At 64.3% G+C, this 15,404-nt stretch carries 18 protein-coding genes and 1 tRNA gene; 14 read left to right on the top strand and 5 right to left on the bottom strand.

The annotated features are described in order from the left end of the window. Positions 1-101: 101 nt before the first annotated feature. From SIL87_RS06900 to SIL87_RS06860, 9 genes are read left to right on the top strand one after another with little or no spacing between them, the layout of a single operon-like run. The gene (locus SIL87_RS06900; protein ID WP_319613448.1) at positions 102-824 is read left to right on the top strand and encodes a hypothetical protein; all 723 of its coding nucleotides are present in this window, start codon (positions 102-104) and stop codon (positions 822-824) included. A gap of 10 nt (positions 825-834) precedes the next feature. Beyond that, on the top strand, positions 835-1,257 hold the full coding sequence (locus tag SIL87_RS06895) for a ribbon-helix-helix protein, CopG family (RefSeq protein ID WP_319613447.1): 423 nt from the start codon (positions 835-837) through the stop codon (positions 1,255-1,257). Then, a complete protein-coding gene (locus SIL87_RS06890) occupies positions 1,257-1,733 on the top strand; it encodes a hypothetical protein (protein ID WP_319613446.1) in 477 nt (158 codons plus the stop codon). The genes SIL87_RS06895 and SIL87_RS06890 overlap by 1 nt, the downstream gene beginning before the upstream one ends. Beyond that, a complete protein-coding gene (locus SIL87_RS06885) occupies positions 1,733-3,817 on the top strand; it encodes a hypothetical protein (protein WP_319613445.1) in 2,085 nt (694 codons plus the stop codon). Before SIL87_RS06890 ends, SIL87_RS06885 begins: the two co-directional genes overlap by 1 nt. Continuing rightward, a complete protein-coding gene (locus SIL87_RS06880) occupies positions 3,817-4,071 on the top strand; it encodes a hypothetical protein (RefSeq protein ID WP_319613444.1) in 255 nt (84 codons plus the stop codon). The genes SIL87_RS06885 and SIL87_RS06880 overlap by 1 nt, the downstream gene beginning before the upstream one ends. Further along, positions 4,061-4,507, top strand: a complete 447-nt coding sequence (locus SIL87_RS06875) for a DUF5681 domain-containing protein (protein WP_319613443.1) — start codon at positions 4,061-4,063, stop codon at positions 4,505-4,507. The genes SIL87_RS06880 and SIL87_RS06875 overlap by 11 nt, the downstream gene beginning before the upstream one ends. After that, entirely contained in the window at positions 4,504-4,770 is a 267-nt protein-coding gene (locus tag SIL87_RS06870) for a hypothetical protein (RefSeq protein WP_319613442.1), read from the top strand. The genes SIL87_RS06875 and SIL87_RS06870 overlap by 4 nt, the downstream gene beginning before the upstream one ends. Next, positions 4,760-4,945 (top strand): hypothetical protein, encoded by a 186-nt coding sequence (locus SIL87_RS06865; RefSeq protein WP_319613441.1) that lies wholly within the window; start codon positions 4,760-4,762, stop codon positions 4,943-4,945. The genes SIL87_RS06870 and SIL87_RS06865 overlap by 11 nt, the downstream gene beginning before the upstream one ends. Then, positions 4,935-5,138 carry a hypothetical protein gene (locus tag SIL87_RS06860; RefSeq protein WP_319613440.1) on the top strand — a complete coding sequence of 68 codons (204 nt, stop codon included), beginning with the start codon at positions 4,935-4,937 and terminating at the stop codon, positions 5,136-5,138. The genes SIL87_RS06865 and SIL87_RS06860 overlap by 11 nt, the downstream gene beginning before the upstream one ends. Before the next feature lie 777 nt (positions 5,139-5,915). Here SIL87_RS06860 and SIL87_RS06855 read toward each other — a convergent pair. Further along, positions 5,916-6,005, bottom strand: a tRNA-Ser gene (locus SIL87_RS06855). Between the two features lie 132 nt (positions 6,006-6,137). Between SIL87_RS06855 and SIL87_RS06850 the strand changes: the two genes are divergently transcribed. Further along, the gene (locus SIL87_RS06850; protein ID WP_319613439.1) at positions 6,138-6,671 is read left to right on the top strand and encodes a ferritin-like domain-containing protein; all 534 of its coding nucleotides are present in this window, start codon (positions 6,138-6,140) and stop codon (positions 6,669-6,671) included. A gap of 15 nt (positions 6,672-6,686) precedes the next feature. On the opposite strand, the gene purD is transcribed toward SIL87_RS06850, so the two are convergent. Next, a complete protein-coding gene (gene purD, locus SIL87_RS06845) occupies positions 6,687-7,976 on the bottom strand; it encodes a phosphoribosylamine--glycine ligase (protein ID WP_319613438.1) in 1,290 nt (429 codons plus the stop codon). Between the two features lie 49 nt (positions 7,977-8,025). Between purD and xseA the strand changes: the two genes are divergently transcribed. Beyond that, positions 8,026-9,408 (top strand): exodeoxyribonuclease VII large subunit, encoded by a 1,383-nt coding sequence (gene xseA / locus SIL87_RS06840; RefSeq protein ID WP_319613437.1) that lies wholly within the window; start codon positions 8,026-8,028, stop codon positions 9,406-9,408. A gap of 2 nt (positions 9,409-9,410) precedes the next feature. Continuing rightward, positions 9,411-10,565, top strand: coding sequence for an amidase (locus SIL87_RS06835; RefSeq protein ID WP_319613436.1), 1,155 nt, complete (start codon positions 9,411-9,413; stop codon positions 10,563-10,565). On the opposite strand, the gene SIL87_RS06830 is transcribed toward SIL87_RS06835, so the two are convergent. Both SIL87_RS06830 and SIL87_RS06825 read right to left on the bottom strand, forming a co-directional pair. Continuing rightward, the gene (locus SIL87_RS06830) at positions 10,552-11,529 is read right to left on the bottom strand and encodes an MBL fold metallo-hydrolase (protein ID WP_319613435.1); all 978 of its coding nucleotides are present in this window, start codon (positions 11,527-11,529) and stop codon (positions 10,552-10,554) included. The genes SIL87_RS06835 and SIL87_RS06830 overlap by 14 nt on opposite strands. Positions 11,530-11,532: 3 nt before the next feature. Continuing rightward, a complete protein-coding gene (locus SIL87_RS06825; protein ID WP_319613434.1) occupies positions 11,533-12,315 on the bottom strand; it encodes an SDR family oxidoreductase in 783 nt (260 codons plus the stop codon). 83 nt (positions 12,316-12,398) lie between these two features. Here SIL87_RS06825 and SIL87_RS06820 point away from each other — a divergent pair, with 83 nt between their 5' ends. Beyond that, entirely contained in the window at positions 12,399-13,601 is a 1,203-nt protein-coding gene (locus SIL87_RS06820) for a CaiB/BaiF CoA transferase family protein (protein ID WP_319613433.1), read from the top strand. A gap of 90 nt (positions 13,602-13,691) precedes the next feature. Continuing rightward, positions 13,692-14,243: a hypothetical protein gene (locus SIL87_RS06815; RefSeq protein ID WP_319613432.1), complete on the top strand. Its 552-nt coding sequence runs from the start codon at positions 13,692-13,694 to the stop codon at positions 14,241-14,243. Positions 14,244-14,425: 182 nt separating this feature from the next. Here the strand turns inward: SIL87_RS06815 and SIL87_RS06810 are convergent, their stop codons facing one another. Continuing rightward, positions 14,426-14,818, bottom strand: a complete 393-nt coding sequence (locus SIL87_RS06810) for a hypothetical protein (protein WP_319613431.1) — start codon at positions 14,816-14,818, stop codon at positions 14,426-14,428. Between the last annotated feature and the right edge of the window lie 586 nt (positions 14,819-15,404).

Genomic DNA, 15,404 nt, shown 5'->3' with positions numbered 1-15,404 from the left:
TATCGTATTTTCGTGGTGCGGCGGGCATCGGCCCCCGCCGTATTATTGGCCGGAGCGTTCCGCTTCACTCCGGGGCGCTCCGGTTACAAGAAAGGATTACGATGAAACCGCTCGCGAATATGGTTGCTGATTTCGAAGACTCGGCTGAGAAAATCCCCGCCTGGGCCGACGCCCTGATGAAGTCGCACAAGGCCGTGCTGGACCGGCTCGATGCGATGGAGCGCGATGGCGGCGAAGACCCGACCTTGAACACGAACGGCGCGCGCCGCGATTACGCGGCCCCGACCGAAGACCCGACGCTCAATACCAATGGGCAGCGCCGTGCGGACAGTTACCAATCCGCCGCAAATCGTGCCGCAATGGCGAAGATCGCCGCGCTGGAACACCAGATGCGCCGCGTCACCGCCGAAGCGCCCGCCGATGACCGCAACCAGATTGCCGAAGCACGCAGCCGTGCGGATAGCGTTTTTCAGGCCGCGCTTGGTCGCACAGTGCCCGATCCCGTTCCGGGCGAACGCCCCATCGCCTATCGCCGCCGTCTCGCTGATGCCCTCAAAAAATTCAGTCCGACCCTCTCTACCGCGCGCCTCGATAGCGTTGCGGGTGCCGCGCTCGATGTCGTCGAAACCCGCATTTATGCGGACGCCCTCGAAGCCGTGAAGACCCCGGCCGTCATGGCGGCTGGCCAAATCCGGGCGATCAAAAAGCGCGAACTCGGGCATGAAGTGACGGAATACGTTGGCGATCCGCAAGCCGCATGGGCACCGTTCGGACATGGTTCGGGTGGCAAGGTCGCCTTCAACCACTCACTCACCCGTCACTGAGGGATCAAACATGCCCGATCAAACCACCAAAACGCGGCCGGTATCGATCAGCCTGCCTCCGGCAACGCTCGATCGCCTCGACGCGGCAGCCGCCGATGCGGATATTCCGCGCTCGACCCTGGTGCGCCACATCCTCGACCGATCACTTGCCCGGCCCTCCACGAATTACGCCCATGCGCCTTGGTTCGAGACGAAACACGACAACTCGCTGCCCGCACGATGCACCGCATCGCTTACGCCTGGCGTAGCGGGATGGACGGGACCGGCGATGACCTGGGAGGCCAACCAGAGCGAGAACAGCGAGAATTTCCGCCGCCGCATCGCCGATGAACTCCGCGCCGCTGGCCTCTTTTTGGCCGGTGCCGTGGTGCAGGTTGTGGAACACCCGGCATGGGCGACATGGGGTGGCCGCGTACCCGCCGAGTTTCGCTGATGGCGTGGCTGGGCCGCTTGCTGGCCGATAGCTTCCCATCCGACCGGCGCGGCCGGTTCCGCCAATTCGATGCAGCCGAAACCGGCGCAGATCACCGCGCCCTCGAAAATATCAAAGGAAAATCGATGCCCCATACCGAAACCACGGATGCCGCGATTGCCCGGCACATGATCGATGCCGATGCAGCCGCAAGCCAAACCGGGGCGAGCTTTCGCGAATCGATGCGTAAGATCACCGATCTGCAATCGGCAGAGATCGAGCGGTTACGTGCGATCGTTGCCGACGTGACCGCAGAACGGCCCCGCAAGCTGATCAGCATCACTGGCGTTCAGGTGCAGGTCGAAGGCGAGACCCGCCCCCGCGCCCGGATCGTCGGGTTAGCGAACGATGGTAGTCTCTGGACCGGCAACGCCTGGGGCCGCGATTGGGAGCGGTGCGCCGATCTGCCGCAGGCAACCGATGAATTGAACGACTGATGACCGGTAACGTAAAGTCGATAATCGAGGTTGAGGTTCAAGACGAAGCGTTTCAACGCTTTCAGACCCTCTTCGCCGCGTATGAGGAAAAGGTGAAGGAACTCCCCGGCGACTGGCGGAAGGTCGATGACGCGATGGGCGGCGCGGCCAAGCGGTTCGCCGCCGCATCGGGACAGACCGACGCCATCTTGGCCGGGATGGCTGCATCATCGGGGGTGATCGCGGAATCAATTCATGATGCTTTTGCAGCGCAGCGCAAATTCGAGGCCGAGGCGCGCAAGAGCTTCAACACGATGGGCGATCTAGGTACGGCATCAGGGGCCGTGGCAGATGGTGTTCACAAAAGCACCCGGGGGCAGCACCAATTCGAGGCCGCCGTCCGCAAGAGCCACACCACGATGAACGCCCTTGGCGCGGCGGCCATGAAAACGTCGCACACGATTTTCGGCATGGGTAAGTGGATGCTGAAAATGGGCGTTGCCGGGGCCGGGATTGCCGGTATCGCCTCCGGGTTCGGGATGGACGATCTGGCCAGCAGTGCGATGAACCGGCAGCGTAGCGCGCGCGGGCTTGGCATGACGCCTGGGCAGGCGGCTTCTTTGAGCACGAACTTCGACCAATTCGGGAATGCCGATGCCTTTGCGGTAAACATCGCCAATGCGCGCAACGATGTGTCGAAACGATGGGTATTTGCCGGGCTGGGTATCGGGCAGAAGGCCCTTCAGCACGACAGCAATTTCCAACTGACCCTCGACGCCGAAAAAAAAATGCAGATCGCGCTAAAGAAAATGCCGCGCGCCGATTGGATGAACGAAGCCCAAGCCCGTGGCTATAACCTACTCGCATCAACCGAACAGATGCGCCTCGACCGCCACACGTCAGTTTCGCGGATGAACTCCGCCGTTGTCAACGCGCGTAACGACGTTCACAGCTTGGGTTTCAGTAGCGCCGTGGGCCGCGACTGGATCAACCTGGACATTCAACTCCGCAAAGCCGGGATTGAAATTGAAAGCAGCCTGATCACCGGCCTGCACAAGCTGGCACCCGTCCTGACGGCGCTTTCAACGAGCGTAACCAAGTCCATCGCAGGCTTCGCCAAAGGCCCCGAAATGGGGATCGTCGTGAACGATATCGTCAAGGACCTCAAAAAATTCGGCGGGATTATCGAGGGCAGCAATTTTCAAAAGGGTCTCAATAACTTCGCAAACTCGATCGGCGAACTGGCCGGCGAGATCGGATCAGTTGCCCGGTTCTTGGCTCCATATGCCAAAGCCCTCGACCCCACGATGGGTAAGAAGGGGAAGGCGGGGTTCAACCCCTACCACCCCGGCGGCGGCCTGTTCGGCCCCCCAGCGCAGCCCGCCGATCACTCGGGGTCGGGACTTGAACTCTGGATTCACAACCAGAACCGCGAGAAAATTAAGCAGATCGACGCCTGGTCAAAGAAACACACGCCTTGGATGCCGCTCGCCCCGATCCCGCCGAAGTGGACGCAGCACAACAACCCGCTCGACCTGATGCCGGGGGGCAAGTTGGAGCATTTCGGCACGACCAAGCAGGGCATTCAGGCCGGGGCCGCGTTGCTCGCCAGCTATCCCAAGGCGCATGGGGCCGACACGATTGCGAGCATCATCCCCATCTGGAATGGGCACGGAAAGAACGACGCCTCCTACATCGCCAATGTCTCGAAGTGGTCCGGCATCAAGCCGAACGCCCCGATCAACATGGATAATAAAACGATGATGGCGAAAGTCATTTCCGCCATGAGTCGCGAGGAGGGCACCGACAGGGTCACGCGCAAGCAGGCTGAGGCGGCGATCGCGCGGAATTACCCCAAGCCAAGCCAACTACCGCCTCCCGTGATGGCTTCGGCCAACAAATCGGCAATTGGTCGCCAGAACCCCAACCCGACGCCGGAACAGGCCATCAGGGCATACGACGCGGCGCACGCACACCTCCCTGCCAAGGTGGAACGCCTGATCGACACACTACGTCGCCAGAAGCCCATGCGCCCGCAACAGGTCACGATCCGCAACCAGACCAGCGCACGGGTGGCGATCCAAGCAAACGCGGCGGCTTTCTGATGGCAGGGTATCGGGGCAAGGGGCGAGGGTGCGGGCCGGGACAGGGGGCGGGCGATGGCTCCCCCAGCCCCGAGAAACCGACCCGATCCGCGGTTCGGCAGGCGGTGCGCACCGACCTGAAAGCCGGGCGGCGCAGGCTATACGCCCTGATCCAGACCATCGACGCCATCATGGTCATGGCCGATGAGGCCACGCTGATCGAGCGAGGGCAACGGGTGATCGAGGCCGTGCGGCGGTTGCCCGATGCCACCTGATAATTCAGAACCCAAGCAGGATGGGCGGTTCAAGCCCGGTCAATCGGGGAACCCTGCCGGCAAGCCCCGTGGTGCCCGCCACAAGGCTGTGCAGGCCCTCGACATCCTGGGCCGCAATGCCAGCGAGGAAATCGTCCTGGCAGTCATACAGCAAGCCAAGAGCGGCGATATGCGGGCGGCCGAACTGGTGCTGCGAAGGGTCTGGCCTGAGCGCAAGGGTAGTCCGGTAGAACTCGACTTGCCGACGATCCGAACCGCCGAGGACGCTATGCTGGCAATGAGCGTGGTGACCGACGCAGCGGCGGCCGGCACGATCAGCCCGGATGAGGGCGAAGGCTTCGCCAAGCTGATCGAAGCCCATCGCAGGGCGATCGAGACCGCAGACCTGGCCGAGCGCATCGCGGCGCTCGAAGCCGACAGGAGGGCCCAACCATGAAGCTGAGTGACCGCGTAGCGGCGCTGGAAACCGCCGCAACCGACATGCAGGAAATCCATGTCAGGGGTGGCCTCGACGATCCTGCCAACGAGTGCGCCGCCGCAAGCCCAACTCCGTCACTGGAATGGTTCGCCGCGCCGGGTGAACTCGATGCTTGGGGCCGCACTACCGCCGCCTTTACGGACCGCGTTCGGGGCGAGGCGAAGGCGGCTGGTGCGGAAATGGTCGTGTGGTTCAGCCCTGGTGGTTTCAATGCGGCTTAAGCAGCGCCTCGACGCCCTGGAATCCCGCGCCGGCACCAAGGCGGATGAAATTACGATCGTTCGCCGCCTGATCGTTCACCGCGATGAAAATGGCGTGCTCGTGGTTACGGGCTGGCGTGAGCGCGACTTACGGACGGGCGAGGTACGGAGCGGCGAAGGTCCCTATGACACCTGACGCCCTCGACCCTGCCAAGCTGGCAGAACTCCGCGCCGATGCCGAGAACCCCCTCATAGCCCCCAGCCGGCGGGTGGCAGCACGAACCGCACTGAGGGCGCTAGGCGAGGGGGTGAAGCGCAGGGAGCCGATCGAGCCAGCGGACGGGCTGCTTGTCTTGCGCGTGCTGGTCCGGGAGATGGGGGACGGCTAGGCCGCGCCATACTTTCCGCCCCGCCTGCCCTGCACCGCATGCCAGATGGCCGCACCGGGCCGAATAGCGCACCGCCTGCATGTCGCCTGCATGGGCGTCGGTCTAGCGCCTGGGCATAATCAGGTTCGCCAACTTGGCGAAGCTGCCGACCGCACCCCTCCGCCACCCCAGCCCGTTGCCTGTCAGGCCGCGTCTCGACCTCGACCGATCCCGGCCGACGCCGCACCGTCCGACCTGGGCAGCGTGCGCCTCGACCGCACCCTGCCGGACCTCGACCAGCAAAAGCACAACCCCCGTTTATCTCGCATTTCCGTGAGCGGATGACGCTACCAGACCCCGAAAATAGCAGGAATAGCAGGAATAGCAGGTAGCAACCCATCGATATCCGTGTTTTCGAGGCCCTGTCCGCTCCCAGAATAGCTGGAATAGCAGGAATAGCAGGGGATCACCTTCTCAAATCCACTTTCCAGCATGGGCCATCTCTCTCACGCGCGCACGTAAAAACAAAATGAATATAGGACAGTACTACTGTCATATTATATTTATTATAGGATATATCAGCGTCTTTTTATAGATACCGATCACGATGCAGGAGTATCCCACGAACTATCCAGCATCATATCGTAACGGTATGCTGAACACCTATCCGTGATAATCGGGCTAGCGTCCACCTCTATCCACGTACATGCGGCCCCGCGTTGTATCCCGATACACGTATCCACGATACATGCCGGAAATAGAACCTATGGCCTATATGCTGGAACTTTTGGAAATGGGTGGCGGATGGGGTGGGATTCGAACCCACGGAACGCTTTCACGTTCGGCGGTTTTCAAGACCGCTACCTTAAACCGCTCGGTCACCCATCCGGCGCGTCGGCTGATCTGCGTGTAGCCCGGGGCACGGCGGCGCTCAAGCGGGGATCATCGTTGATTATTGCGGGAAATGCGCTATGTTGAGCCGACCGGGACCATATCCCGGTTCATTTGGAAGATTTCGCCATGGCCGGCTCGATGACGGGACAAGATAATCTGTTTCTCCGGGATGTCGCCGCGATGCGCTCTCACGCGCAGGCGTATCTGGAGCCCGATGCGATCGCCTCGGCCCGACCACAGGCGACCATCGCTCTGTTGCAGGCGGCGCTCACTATCGAAATCCTCTGCGTCTGGCGCTACACCATGATGTCGGTGTCAGCGCGGGGGTTGCGCGACCAACAGGTCGGGTTTGAGTTCCAAGAACAGGCGAACGACGAGCGCAAACATACCCGCATGGTCGCGGAGCGGATCACCGAATTGGGCGGTATGCCCGATTTCCAGCCGAAGGGCCTCGAAAGCCGGTTCGGCGCCGATTACAGCGGCGATTTCGATCGTCTGGTGGCGCAGAACCTAGTCGCCGAACAATCGGTCGTCGAATATTACACCGATCTTATTCACTATTTCGGGTCGAGCGATCCGTTGACGACCGCGATGCTCACAACCATCCTGCAGGATGAAGAAGACCACGCGACCGATATGCAGGATCTTCTCGCCAGCTGATCGGTTCGCTGCCTCTCACACCCCGGACGGGGCTGGTGCCTCCAGCGCCCGACTACCGATGTCACGGCGGCAGAATCCTGTCGGGAATCCGATCCGGTCGATGGCTCGATAAGCCCGCCCGAGCGCCTCATCCAGCGTTGGGCCGGTGGCGGTAACAGCGAGCACCCGCCCGCCGGCGCTGCGCAGCACGCCATCCTGAAGCCGCGTTCCGGCATGGAATATTTCGGTGTCCGGTACCTCATCCGCGCCCGCCAGATCGATCAGACCGCCGGTTTCATACCCGCCGGGATATCCCCGCGCCGCCATGATCACCGCCGCCGCAGCGCCCTCATGCCATGCCACTTTCGCCCCGCCATCCAGCGCGCCGCGCGCGGTATCGTGCAGAACCGGCAGAATATCGCTCGCCAGAAGCGGCATCAGCGCCTCGCATTCCGGATCGCCGAATCGCGCGTTGAACTCGATCAGCTTCGGCCCCTGACCGGTCAGCATCAGCCCGGCGAACAGAAAGCCACGGAACGGCGTGCCGCGCGCGACCATCGCCGCCAGTGCCGGGCGGATGATGGTTGCCATCACCGTCTCGATCACCGGGTCCGTTGCCGCCGGGTGCGGCGCGATCGCGCCCATGCCGCCGGTATTCGGGCCGGTATCGCCCTCGCCGACCCGCTTGTGATCCATCGCCGTGCCGCAGAACAAGGCGGTGCCGCCGTCGCAGATCGCGAAGAACGACATCTCCGGGCCGGTCATGCACGCCTCGATCACGATCCGCGCGCCGGATGCGCCATGAACCTGATCCTCCAGCATCGCGCTCACCGCCGCGTCAGCCTCGGCATCGCTCGCCGCGACCACCACCCCCTTGCCCGCCGCCAACCCATCCGCCTTGATCACGATCGGCGCAGGATGGTCCGCGAGATAGGCGCGTGCCGCCGCCGCATCGGTGAATTCGGCCCAGGCGGCGGTGGGAATTCCCGCCTCGTCGCAAATCCGTTTGGTGAACGCCTTCGATGATTCGAGCTGTGCCGCCGCCCGGCTCGGCCCGCAACAGGCAATCCCCGCCGCCGCCAGCGCATCGGCAATCCCCAGCGCCAGCGGCAATTCCGGCCCGGGGATGACCAGGTCGATCCGCTGTGCGACTGCGAACGCGACCAAGGCCGCGATATCGTCCACCGCGATCGCGACGTTTTCGCCGAGCGCAGCGGTCCCCGGATTGCCGGGGGCGACGAACAGCCGCGCGAGCAACGGGCTCTGCGCAATCTTCCAGGCCAGCGCATGTTCCCGCCCGCCGCCACCGATGATCAGAACCCGCATGCTATCCCCCGCTTGTCTAACCGGCGCGCGCTTAGCATAGTCCGCCGCCATGAGCGAAACCCTGCCCCAAGCCGCCGGAAATCTGCCGGAACTCACCGTCTCCGAAATCGCCGGGGCGGTGAAACGCACGCTGGAGACCGCGTTCGGGCGGGTGCGGGTGCGTGGCGAGATCACCGAAATGAAGCTCTACCCCTCGGGCCACACCTATATGGCGCTGAAGGATGAAGGGGCGAAAATCCGCGCGATCATCTGGAAGGGCAACGCCGCACGCCTCGGGATGAAACCGGAAAACGGCGTCGAGGTGATCGCCACCGGTCGCATCACCTCCTATCCCGAACGCTCGGAATATCAGCTGATCATCGAACGGCTCGACTATGCCGGGGAAGGCGCGCTGCTCGCGCGGATCGAGGCTTTGCGCCAGCGCCTGCTCGCCGAGGGCCTGTTCGAAGCCGCCCGCAAGCGCAAGCTGCCGATGCTGCCGCGGATCATCGGCGTGGTCAGCTCGCCGCAGGGAGCGGTGATCCAGGACATCAAAACCACCATCGCCCGGCGGTTCCCGAGCCATATCATTCTCTGGCCGGTCGCGGTCCAGGGCGAGGCCGCCGCCGGTCAGATCGCCGCCGCCATCGCGGCATTCGGCGCCCTGCGCCCCGGCGGCCCGGTCCCCCGGCCCGATGTGCTGATCATCGCGCGCGGCGGCGGGTCGCTCGAAGATCTGATGGCGTTCAACGACGAGGCGGTGGTGCGCGCCGCCGCCGCAAGCCCGATCCCGCTGATTTCGGCGGTCGGCCACGAGACCGACACCACGCTGATCGATTTCGTGTCCGACCGTCGTGCCCCGACGCCCACGGCGGCAGCCGAGCTTGCGGTGCCCGACCGCATCGCCCTCGCTGCCGACCTCGCCCAGTCCGGGGCGCGGCTTAGCGGCGCGCTGCTCCGCCTCACCCAGACCATCCGCCTCCGGCTCGACCGTGCCGCGGGTTCCCTGCCGGACCTCCCTGCCCTGCTCGGCACCGCCCGCCAGCGCCTCGACGACCGGGCCGAACGCCTCGCCCTCGCTCTGCCCAACCTCGTCAGCAACCGCCGCGCCGGGTTCGACAGGCTCGCGGGCCGCCTGCTCCATCCACGCGAGCTGATCGCCCGCAAGCGCCACGATCTCGACCTGCTCTCCCACCGGCTCGCCACCCCGCTCAGGGGCAGCCTGCGCGAACACCGGTTGCGGCTCGATGCGCTGGCCGGCCGGCTCGAAACCCTGTCCTACAACGCCGTCCTCGCGCGCGGATTTGCATTGGCGATCGATCAGGAGGGCAATGCCCTCACGGGTGCCGCCGCCGCCCGTGCCGCGCGGCGCATGACGATCCGCTTTCACGATGGCGATGTCGCGGTGCAGACCACCAGCAGCACGCCGCTCCAACCCAGCCTGGACCTTTGAACATGAGCCGCGCCGAACACCCCGATCATGGCATGATCAAATCGCTCGACCTTGCGGGAAACCCGTCGGGTCCGCTTGCCGGGCTCGATGTCGTGGTCAAGGACCTGTTCGATATCGCGGGCGAGGTCACCGCCTTCGGCAGTCCGGACTGGGCGGCGCGCACCGGCCCTGCCCTCGCCCATGCCTGGATCGTCCAGCGCCTGCTCGATGCCGGGGCGCGGATCACCGGCAAGACTACCACGGTCGAACTCGCCTTCGGCCTCGAAGGCCGCAACCTCCATTACGGCACCCCGATCAACCCCGCGGCACCCGACCGCCTGCCCGGTGGATCGTCCTCCGGCTCGGTCGCCATGGTCGCGGGCCACCGGGCCGATGTCGGCATCGGGTCGGATACCGGGGGGTCGGTCCGGATCCCCGCAAGCTATTGCGGGCTTTACGGGTTGCGCCCGACCCACGGCATCATCAGCCTCGCCGGGGCCGCTGCCTTGTCACCAAGCTTCGATGTTCCCGGCTGGTTCGCCCGCGATGCCGACACCATGCGCCGGGTCGGTGCCTGCCTCCTGCCCCCCGCGCGTTCGCTGCCGGGCATTTTCCTCAAGATTGCCCCGGCCTTCGCGAACGCCGATCCGGCAGTTATCGCCGCCCTGCAACCGGCGCTCGACCGGCTGGGGCCGCCGGGGGAGATCGATCCGGTTCCCGAAGGTCTCGATCGCCTGCTCGCCGCCCAGCGCGCGGTGCGCGACCGGGAAACCTGGACCACGCTGGGCGGCTTCATCGAGCTTCACCCGAGCCGGGACCCGTTGATCGCCGCCCGGTTCGCCGGAGTGAAACCGGCCACCGCCGAAGCCGCCGAAGCCGGGCTGATCCTTCGCCGCGCCTTCACCGCCCGGATGCACGCGGTGCTCGGCGGCGGGGCGATCCTGGTGATGCCGACCTCGCCCTGCCCTGCCCCGCTGCGCACCGAGGATCAGCCGGCACTCGATACCATTCGCACCCGCACCTTGCGCGCCGGTATCATCACCGCGTTCGCGGGACTGCCGGAGCTCACCATTCCGGTCGCGAAGGTCGATGGCGCGCCGGTGGGACTGTCGTTGATCGCGGCACCCGGCAGCGATCTGGCGTTGCTCGACTGCGCCGCCGCGCTCAATCTCGCCTGAGGTCGAATACCCGGGTTTCGCCGAAATCCAGCGTGGTGAAGCGGGCCGGCTCGATCCCCGCCGCGATCCGCGCCGCCGCGAGATCGTGCAAGGGCGCGTCGATCGCCTCGTCGGTCAGTTGGAACGTGCCGAAATGTTTGCCGACCGCCTGGCGCAGCCCGAGTTCGTCGAAGGCGCGCACCGCATCTGCGGGGTTCATGTGGACATTGCCCATGAACCAGCGCGGCTCGTAGGCGCCGATCGGGAGCAGGCCGAAATCCGGCGCGCCCAGCCGCTCGCGGATCGCGCGGAAATAGCCAGTATAGCCGGTATCGCCTGCGACATAGAGTTTCGCGCCGCGATGATCGACCACGAACCCACCCCACAGGGTGAGGTTGCGGTCGCGCAGGCTGCGCGCCGCGAAATGCCGTGCGGGTGTCAGGGTGATCCGTGCGTCACGGAACGCTGCCGCCTGCCACCAGTCCAGCTCGGTGACCGGGCCCAGCCCTTTGCCTTCGAGAAACGCCCGATTGCCCAGCGGTGCGAAGACCGGGATCGGCCCGAACCGCGCCCGCAGGGCTCGCAGGCTCGGGATATCGCAGTGATCGTAATGATTATGCGACAGCAGGATCGCATCCGGTTTCGGCAGGGCCGCGAGGGGCTGGCCCGGTGGCCGCACCCGTTTCGGCCCGGCGAAGGGCACCGGCGAGCAGCGCTCGGAAAATATCGGATCGGTCAGCAGGGTCAGCCCCGCCAGCCGGAGCAGGAAACTCGAATGACCGATGAAGGTGAGCGCGAGCGTTCCTTCGGCCACATCCCCCGCGGGGGGCGGATAGGCGGTGTTTTCGACCCGATCCGGCCATTTCGCCCGTCCCTCGCGCCGGGTCGCCCAGCGCAGGACGGAAAACCGGCGGACCTTGCGGCGCGCGCCTTCGGGGTTGAAGAAATGGGTGCCGTCGTAATGGTCCGATATCGGAAATGTCATCGATCAGCCGAAGGCGGCGTTGGAGGCACCGCCATCGAGCAGGAGGTTCTGCCCGACGATGAACCCCGATTGCGCCGCGCAGAGAAAGGCGCAGGCATCGCCGAATTCCTCCGGGGTGCCGACCCGGCCGGTCGGGTTCGCTTTCGCCCGGAGCGCGATTTCCTCATCCGCACTCCGCCCCGCCGCCCTGGCCGCGGTGGCGGCGTTGTCGCGCAGGCGATCGGTCAGGAACGGGCCGGGCAGGATGTTGTTGATCGTGACGTTGTGCTTCGCGACCTGCCGCGCGAGGCCCGCGACGAAGCCGGTCAATCCGGCACGGGCTCCGTTCGACAGTCCCAGCATCGGGATCGGGGTTTTGACCGCCGCCGAGGTGATGTTGACGATCCGCCCGAATTTCCGCGCGATCATGCCATCGATCGTCGCACGGATCAGGGCGATCGGGGTCAGCATGTTGGCCTGCAGGGCCGCCTGCCAGTCGGCATCGGAGAAATTGCGGAAATCTCCCGCCGGCGGGCCGCCCGCGTTGGTGATCAGGATATCGGGATCGGGGCAGAGGCCGAGCGCTGCGGATCGTCCCGCCTCGGTGGTGATGTCGCCCACCGCGATCGATACCTTTACCCCGGTCGCCGCCGCGATCATCGCCGCGGTTTCGGCGAGCGCCGCCTCGCCCCGCGCGGTGATGGTGAGTTCGACCCCTTCGCGCGCCAAAGCGAGGGCGCTGGCGCGGCCCAGCCCTTTGCTCGCGGCACATACGATCGCCCGCTTTCCCCGCAATCCCAGATCCATATCCCCACACTCCTTGTCGATCCAAACGCATCCCAGTAGAGCGGACCTTGCGCCGCTCGTCCATCGCGGCCAGGAAACCCGCCATGTCGCCACGCGCCCTCGACGGCCTGAAAATCATCGATCTCACCCGCGTCCTCGGTGGCCCCTACTGCACCATGATCCTTGCCGATCATGGGGCCGATGTCATCAAGGTGGAACCGCCGCAGGGCGATGAGGTGCGCGACTGGGGGCCGCCATTCCTGACCCGCGAGGACGGCACCAGCGATGCGAGCTATTTTCTGGGCGCCAATCGCAACAAGCGGGCGATGACCCTCGACCTTGCCCGTCCGGAAGGCCGGGCGGTTCTGCTGCGGCTGCTCGACGGGGCGGATGCGCTGGTCGAGAATTTCAAACCGGGCAGCCTGGAGAAATGGGGGATCGGCTTCGAGGCGCTGAGTGCGCGGTTTCCCCGGCTGATCCATTGCCGGATTTCCGGCTTCGGTGCGGATGGGCCGCTCGGCGGGCTGCCGGGCTATGATGCGGTGGTTCAGGCGATGACCGGGCTGATGACCATCAATGGCTTGCCCGGCGGCGGACCGGTGCGCATGGGGACGCCGATTGTGGATCTTGGCACCGGGCTTTATGCCGCGCTCGGGATCATGATGGCGGTTCACGAACGGACGCGCTCCGGGCGGGGCCAGTTCATCGACATGACGCTGCATGACACCGCCCTTGCGTTGCTTCACCCCGCCGCCGCCAATTATCTGCTGTCGGGCAGGCGGCCTGCGGCGACCGGCAATGCCCACCCCAATATCGCGCCCTACGAGACCTTTCCGACCGCGACCTGCGACATTTTTATCGCGGGTGGCAATGACGGGCAGTTTCGCAAGCTCTGCGCCCTGCTCGACCGGCCGGATATTGCGGCCCACCCGGATTTCGCGACCAATGCCGACCGGCTCGCCCATCGGGGCGCTATGAAGGCGGCGCTAACGGACGCGCTTGTTGGGCATGATGGCGCGGAACTCGCGATCCGGCTGATCGAGGCGGGGGTTCCGGCGGGTGCGGTTCAGCCGGTCGATGCCGCGCTGAATTCGGCCCATGCGCGGCATCGCGCGATGGTCGCGGACCTCGATGGGGTCCGAACCCTCGGCACGCCGATCAAGTTTTCCCGCACGCCGGGCGGGCCGCGCAGTGCGCCGCCGCGATTTGCCCAGCATCAGGCGGAAATCCTGACCGGGCACGGTTATAGCGAGGCCGAGATCGCGGCGCTGGAAGCCGACCAGATCATCCGCCCCGCCCGGCGCTGAGGCACTGCCGGACGGCATCGCCGGACGCAATCGCGTGATCTCACAGAGGCTTGGTTTCCGAAAACCGGCATCGGGCGCGATATGGTGGTCATGCGTGTTCCCGCCACGAGTTTTGCCCTGATCGTGATGCTGACCGGCAGCGCTGTTGCCGCGCCCACGCCGCATTTTCTCGGCTCGTCGAATCGCTGGATCGTGGCGCGGATCGGGCAGGGTGCGCACCGGGTTTGTTATGCTTTCACCTATGCCCTGCCCGATGGCGGCCCGAAAACCACGCAGGCGCATCGGGATATTCTCGTCGTGTCGGATTATCCGGATCATCCGCCGGAGATTGCGCTGCGGGCGTTCTATCATCGGGACGGGCCGGTGCTGGTGAGTGTCAATTTGCAGCACCCGGATTTTTTCGCGCGGGACGGGTATGCTTTTGCCCGCCGGCATTGGCGGATCATCGCGGATTTCCGCAAGGGGGCGATGGTGTATGCCACGGTGCCCGGCCCGCATGACCAGCGCATCACCGATCAGTTCAGCCTGATGGGGTTTACCAAGGCCGAGACCATTCTGCACGAGCATTGCGGCGCTTTACCCTTGCGCGACGCCGCGCGCGAGACGCCAACCAGAGGGCATACCGATGACCGATCCGGATAAGTTGCCGCCGCAGACCGAGGAGAAGAACGGCTCGATTCTGCCGCTGATTTTCATTCCCCTCGGCATTGCCGCCCTCATGCTGTTTCTGGCGCTTCACGTGTGACCGGCGTTCGTCTGCCGGGGCGAGGGGTTTGAGGGCGATTCGGGCGGTGGGACCGTTTTTTCGTTTCGCTAACGTAACATTATAGGCGTGCGAAAGCGGGGCGGACGGGGTGGGGTTTCTGGCGCGTTCGGGGTGGGGGGCGGCGATCGCGCGGGATGGGTGCGGTCGCGGGGGTGGTCGCGCGGGCGGGCGCGATGGGTTGGCGGGGTGGTTGAAGGTCGGGTGGTTGCTGCCGGATGGGCGCGGATGCGGGGTCGCGCGGGGCGTGGGGGGTGGTTGTGGCTTGATGGGCGGCGATCAGGGCCGCGAGTTCGGATGTGACGGTTGCGATGTGGGTTTCGATCAGGCGACGCAGGGGGGATGGGAGATCGGCGGCGTCGCAGATGGCGAGCATGAGGTTGCCGATCAGGGCGACCAATGCGCTGAGGCATCGGACATGGGCTTCGGTCAGGTCGGGCGTGATCTTGCTCACGCGGGAGTTATAGGCCGGGGTGGTGGGGGGTGGGCAAGGGGGATGTTAGTTGAGATCGCCCAGAAGCTCGATCAACGGTCAGTTTTCAACGAAACCGTCGGTACGATACAGGAATGAGAGGCGTCGCGAGATCACCTCCGATTCATGATCAGCCATAGATTCAGGGTTTCAGGATAATTGCAACAGTAACTCTAAACCTCTTTTTTTCTTAGTGCGTAAAATATCGATATCTTGACTAGACACAAAATGATACATAGAGTACCCGCTATGTCTATATAGTAGTTCATCACCGGAGATTGATTTAATATAAATTCTAATCTAATAGCATACAGCATAAACACGATAATTAAAATATAAATAGAAGAGTTGATATATATTCTAAAATGTCCAGACTTCACTGCTAAAATTTTTACAGAAATTAGTAAGATTAAATAAAACACCTCAACTAAACTAATAGCAAACTCATTAGGATGGATACGAAAAGCGATCATGATAACTGTGAACGAAGCCATCATGATGTAAATATCGATTATGATCCGTACCATCATTTGCATTCTACTTGGCTGATACGGCGCAGGTGACTTTT

The organism is Acidiphilium acidophilum, from assembly GCF_033842475.1.
GTDB classification, from domain to species: Bacteria; Pseudomonadota; Alphaproteobacteria; order Acetobacterales; family Acetobacteraceae; genus Acidiphilium; species Acidiphilium acidophilum.
This window is presented reverse-complemented; position numbering and strand designations above follow the sequence as displayed.